We start from the raw sequence: 5544 nt of genomic DNA, 5'->3' as shown, positions 1-5544 counted from the left end.
GCTTGAAGGAGTAGTCCTTGAGCATGGCCGAGGCGGGCCGGACCCGAGAGACCTGCTTGAGTTTGCGCACATGGCGCAGTGGCGCCGTGCCACCGGCGCGGCCGTGGTAGGTTCGGCTGCCGAGGCTGGCCAGGAGCTGGGGGTCGTCGGCGAACACCAGGCGGTGGGCACCGCCGGCTTCATTCTCGAATTCGTGGAAGTAGAACAGCCCCTCTTCCGCGGCCAGGCGCTGGATAAAGGCCAGGTCGGTCTCGCGGTACTGCACGCAGTACTCCCGCTCGGCGGGTTCGCGGGTGACGGCGAAGGCCACGTCGGTGATGCCGCGCTCCTCGCACAGGGTATTGATGATGGTCAGCGGCGAGACGTGCTGGAAGATGCGCGAGTTGTGGCGCAGCGACAGGCGCCACAGCGCCGGCTGCAGGATCAGCGTATAGAAGGTGCGGCGATGGCCGCTGTCGCCGCGGCCGAATTCGGTGGCGATGCCGTGGACCCGGCGCAGCGCCTGGCCGTCCTGCCAGATGGTCAGGGTCAGCTCGCGGTCGAGAAAGGTCTCGGCGGCGAGGTCCGGATCGCGGCTGGCGAGGTTGACCGTCAGGTGGAAGGGCTGGGATAGCGCCTCGGTCAGCGTGAGGTCGACCACGGCCAGGTCGAGGTCATCGGCCCCGGCAAGGGCGAGTGTGAATTGAAGACCGGTCTGATTGGCCATGTCAGCTGCCCTCGCCGGTGGCACTGCCGATCACCACGCCGCCGCAGTCCACCGCATGGCCGGTGAGCGCCGCCGGCTTGCCGTCGATCAGGATGGTGCCCGAGCCCTCGGCGATGGCACGCGGGTGCGACGAGTGATTGGGCTTGCTGTGCGGCGCCAAGGGGTCGCCCAGGCGTGCCGCGGGCTTGCCATCGATCAGCACGGTGGGGCTGCCGGCAATGACCGGCGTGGGCGGAAAACCGTCGTGATCGGTACCGATGTCACCCACGAGTACGAGCTTGCGTCCCATCTGTCGTTCTCCTCTGTCAGGCACCCAAACCTTAATCCCACTCGGCCGGCGCCTCGAAACTGGCTACGTTGGATGCATTGACATGCATGCGCTTGAACCCGGCCTTCTCCAGGCTGCGGATCGCCGCCTCGCAGGCCACCGGAAGGCGAGACTGCAGCGGGGTGCCGCTGAGGCTGCGCCGCGCCGCCATCAGCAGGCGGGCCCCATGGCCACTGCCCTGCCACTCCGGCTCGATGAAGAAGAAGCGCAGCTGCCAGGCGGCTTCGTCGTCCGGCCGGCAGGCCAGCAGCATGCCCAGCAGCGGCCCTTCGTTATGGCGCAGTACCAGCAGTTGGCCCTGCCAATGGGCGACATGGCTGCCGTCGCGCTGCAGCCACAGGCCCCGGTGGGCGGTGAACTCCAGGGCCCGCCGCAGCGTGTCCAGGCGCGTCTCGTCGCGCAGCACCCAGGGGGAGTGCCCCTGGGCATCGGCCCGGCGCGCCGCCTCGAGAAAGCGTTCGATGTCCTCGACCTGGGCCGTCTCCAACCCGACCATGGCGGTGTCCGACGGCGCGGGGACGGCCTTGGCGGCCCCGCGTCCTCCGGAAAACAGCCGCTTAAACATCGTCAGCATTCAGGCCTCCCTCGGCATAGAGTGCGGTGGGCAGCTGGAAGCCAGCGGCCAGGGGTCGGGTGAAGGGGTTGCGCGAGCCATTGGCGCTGAGACGATAGCGAATGGTGCCGCCATCGACGCTGAAGCGCAGCTCCAGGTCGCGCTCGCCGGCGCTGGTGATCTCGGCTTCGTCAAGCAGCCGGAACCAGGCCCAGGCGCCGTCGCGGGACATGCTGCGCGGCGAGCGGTTGACCTGGCTCGGCACCAGGGTCAGGCGGCTTTCGGTACCACCCCGCAGGGCATTGGGCCAGATCATCGGCACCCGGTTGCTGGCGCTATGGGCGTATTCGATCAGTTGGCCATCCACGCTGATCACACCGCGCCGCTTGTCGGGGCTGAGGCTGATCGGCTCGAGGGAGAACTCCACGTCGAGCACGCCGTCACGGCCGAAATAGGCCTCGCGGATACGCTCGGCGCGCTGGAACGCCGTGAACACGCTGTCACGCAGCAGCGAGTTGCCGTCGGCGTCCAGCAGCTGCTCGGAGGCTTCCTCGATGAAGGGCCGCAGGTTGTCCTGGTAGAAGCTGTCGAGGGTGCCGCCAGGACCGAAGAAGGCTTCGAAATCGGTCAGTGAGACATCCCGCGATGAACCGGGCACCAGCGGATAGCGGCCGGCCAGCCGGTTCTGGTAGGGCGCGACGACATCGTCGAGCCACTGGTGCTCGAGGTGGCGGATGGCGCTGGCCATCAACAGCTGCCAGCTCTGGTCGGCCAGGCTTTCGAGCATGCGGTCCACCGGCGCTGGGGTGTTCTCGGCGATGCGCTTCAGGTTGTGAATGGGGTCGCCACCGCGCAGTGCCAGGCGGTCGCGGGCACTGACGAAGGCGGCCCGGCCCGGGTCGCTGGCACCCTGCACATGGCGCAGGTAGTCGCGCAGCTCGGCGATGGCCGCCTTGATCTCGGCGATATCCGAGGGATTGTCGCCCCGGGTATCGAGCAGGCCGTTGAGATCGCGGAAGTTGCGCTCGATATCGCCAGCCAGGCGGTAACGGGCAGAACGCTCCAGCGCCTGGCGGGCCGCTTCGTCGTCGACCGGCAGCTCGGGGTAGAGGCGGGTATGGTTGGCCACCTCGCCCAGCAGGCGGTCCAGCGGCCGGCTGGCGCCGAGCAGGGTGTCGGCCACCACCACGGCCTGGTCGATATCGGGAATCGGCACCAGGAAGACATCGTCCAGCACCTGACGCCAGGTCACGTGGTAGTCGCTGACATAGCGCTCGTTCAGGGCATCGCGCAGCTGTCGCTGGTCGGCCTCGCTGAAGGTGATGTCGTCTCGGCGACCCAGCACCCAGAGGTCGATCAGCGCCAGCTCGGTGGCGTGCTCGACCTCCTTGAGGAAGTAGCCCTCGAAGCCGTCGCGGGTCACCAGAGTGGGCAGGCGCAGCCTCTCGTCCTCGTCGTCACGCGCCATGAAAACGGCACTGAAGGCGGGCCCCACGCCCTGGCGGAGGTCCAGTACCGCTCCGCTGCGGCGGTCACTGCCCGCCTTGAGGGTGGCGTAGACCCGCTCGTCCATGGGCTGGCGCAAGAGCTCTTCCTGGGCGGCCTGCAGGCTGCCGCGCAGGGCCGCCATGGCCTGCTCGGCGTGGCGGTCGCCCGCCGTTACCTGGCCTTCCAGGTCGGTGTGGGCCATGGCGTAGTCGAGGTGGTCGAGGAGACGCTCCTGAACGCTGCCGCGCTGGGCGAATTCACGCTGCCAGCGCCGTTCCATGAAGTCGCGGACGCGTTCGGGCTGACGGCCGCTGGCGTCCGACATCATGCGCAGCACGCGCAGCAGCGCCAGCTTCTCGTTGCTGCCTTCTTCCGCGCGGTTCATGTCATCCATGATGCCGACCATGAGTGCGGGCAGGAAATGATAGGAGAGCATGGCCAGGTAGGCGTTCTCCACCTCGCGGCCCACCGACTGGCCCTGATAGAGGCCCATGTCGGCCAGCCATGGCAGCTGGTCGCGGTAGTCGCCGAACGCCAGGGTGGCGCCCCGCAGCCGGTCCAGCGGGTCGAGAAAGGCATAGCCGGTGGGATCGTCGCCCTGCAGTTCATCGGGCTGGGTGGCCAGGAACTCCTGGGCCTTCTCCTCCACGGCGGCAAGCGCCGTGGCGTTCTTCTGATAGAAGTGGCTCCAGCCGCCGACCAGCACGGCCGCCCCCAGCAGGCAGGCGAAGACGCTGGTCCGGCGCATACGCCGACGACGGCGCGCGGCCCGGGCGTTGTCGCCGGCCAGCCCCGCCTCGGGGTAGATCACCTTGTCGAACAGCTCCTCGGTGAAATAGAGCGCGCTGCGGGCCGCCCGATGGGCCGGCTGAATGCTTTCGGCCATGCCGTAGCGGCGGGCGGCGGCATCGACGAAGGGGTCTTCGGGCACCCCCTGCTGGTAGACCGAGGTGAAATAGGTGCCGCGCACCATGGCCGCCGTGGAGAAGCGATCGCTGGAGAGCGCCTCGCGCAGGAAGCCCAGCAGCACGTCGCGCAGGCCGGCAAGCTGACGCACGAAGCGGAAGACCGATTCCCGCTCCTCCCGGTCGCGGCACTCGGCGAGCAGCGACGGCAGGCTGCGATTGAGCCTGTCGAGCATGTCGTCATAGGCGGCGGCGAACTCATCCTCCCACAGGTCGATCTTGTCGAGGCTGTCGGCGCTGAAGGTGAAGCCCAGCGGCGAACGGCGGGCCGCACGGGAGTAGTGGCGGAAGAAGTCATCGAAACCGTGGAGCAGGTCCATCTTGCTGAAGGTGACATAGACCGGCAGCCGAGCGCCGTGGCGCTCCATCAGCTCGCGAAGACGAGCGCGCAGCAGCGAGGCATAGGCCTTGCGCACCGCCACCCGGGCGTCGCTCAGCCGGGCCAGGTCGAGCACCAGCACCACGCCGTCCAGCGGCCGCTGGGAACGGTTGCGCTCCAGCCAGCCCGTGAAGTGATCCCACAGTCGACTCTGCAGCTCCTGGGGTTCGCCACCCTCCATGGCGCCCTGGGTCAGCAGCTCGCCATCCGGGTCGATCAGCACGGCCTTGTCGCCGATCCACCAGTCGAAGCCGAACTGCCCCTTCTTGCCCTGGCCGGAGGCCTTCATCACATGGGTGAGGGCGAAGTTCTGGCCGGAGCGGTTGATCAGGCTGGTCTTGCCGGCATTCTCGACCCCCATCACCAGGTACCAGGGCAGCTTGTAGCGCGCCCCCGGGCCGGCACCGAGATTGTCGATCAGCTCATCCAGGGTGGCATTGAGGGTCTCCTCCTGCTGCTCGACCTGCATCTGGGCCGGATCGAGCTGCAGGCGCTCGGCATGGCGGCGCTCGTCGTCCAGCTCGCGCAGCCGCCGGGCCAGGCGGATGCCCCACACCAGCGCCACCACGGTGGCCAGCGCCAGGGTGGCCAGCAGGCGATTGAGCCAGGGGCCCAGTGGGTAGCTGCCACGCACCTCCCACATCGGCCCGAGCCACCAGATCACCGCGACCAGCGCCGCCAGCACCAGGCACCACAGCACCGTCGTGAGCTTGCTCGCCTTCTTGCCGATACCCTGGGCCTTGTTGCCATGACCCTTGGCACGATTGAGATTGCTTTGGGCGCGTGAGGCGCCGGGAACCCAGCGGCTCAGCCCTGACTTCAAACTTTTCCACATGAGCCTTGGCCCTCGTCCCTGTCGGTGATGTTGTGTCGTGTGTCGTCGTTGTTCATTTGCCGGATACCGCTCATTTCGATCTGCATGATCATGGTGCCGCCTCGAGCCGCTTGAGCAGCCCCGGCTCCCACTGGTCGAGGCCGATACCGCCGACTGACTGCTGCACCGACCGGTAGTGGTGGTCGGCCAGCGATGCCAGGCCGGCCTCGCGCAGCAGGTCGGCACTGGCCAGCCGCCAGTAGGCGCTCTCCCGCGGGGAGCGCGCCTGGGCCAGGCCCTGGTCGAGAATG

The 5544-nt window shown here is 68.2% G+C and carries 5 protein-coding genes; all 5 read right to left on the bottom strand.

The window, feature by feature from the left end:
* Nucleotides 1-706: type VI secretion system tip protein TssI/VgrG (gene tssI, locus Q427_RS01655; RefSeq protein WP_043510440.1), on the bottom strand; the 706-nt coding region annotated here is incomplete at its 3' end.
* A gap of 1 nt (nt 707) precedes the next feature.
* A complete protein-coding gene (locus Q427_RS01650; RefSeq protein ID WP_043510438.1) occupies nt 708-995 on the bottom strand; it encodes a type VI secretion system PAAR protein in 288 nt (95 codons plus the stop codon).
* Nucleotides 996-1026: 31 nt separating this feature from the next.
* A complete protein-coding gene (locus Q427_RS01645; RefSeq protein WP_051496040.1) occupies nt 1027-1608 on the bottom strand; it encodes a GNAT family N-acetyltransferase in 582 nt (193 codons plus the stop codon).
* Nucleotides 1592-5242 (bottom strand): type VI secretion system membrane subunit TssM, encoded by a 3651-nt coding sequence (tssM, locus tag Q427_RS01640; protein WP_231613310.1) that lies wholly within the window; start codon nt 5240-5242, stop codon nt 1592-1594. The genes Q427_RS01645 and tssM overlap by 17 nt, the downstream gene beginning before the upstream one ends.
* A 100-nt stretch (nt 5243-5342) precedes the next feature.
* A partial coding sequence (locus Q427_RS01635) for a type VI secretion system domain-containing protein (protein WP_043510436.1) occupies nt 5343-5544 on the bottom strand: 202 nt, incomplete at its 5' end.

It is taken from the genome of Halomonas sp. BC04 (assembly GCF_000568385.1).
Note: the sequence above shows the minus strand (reverse complement) of the source record. Positions and strands in the feature narration are given on the sequence as shown.

What these genes read in the sequence shown, in the direction of transcription:
- Q427_RS01645 (WP_051496040.1), bottom strand. Translation starts at nt 1,608, where the DNA reads ATGCTGACGATGTTTAAGCGGCTGTTTTCCGGAGGACGCGGGGCCGCC.
- Q427_RS01650 (WP_043510438.1), bottom strand. Translation starts at nt 995, where the DNA reads ATGGGACGCAAGCTCGTACTCGTGGGTGACATCGGTACCGATCACGAC.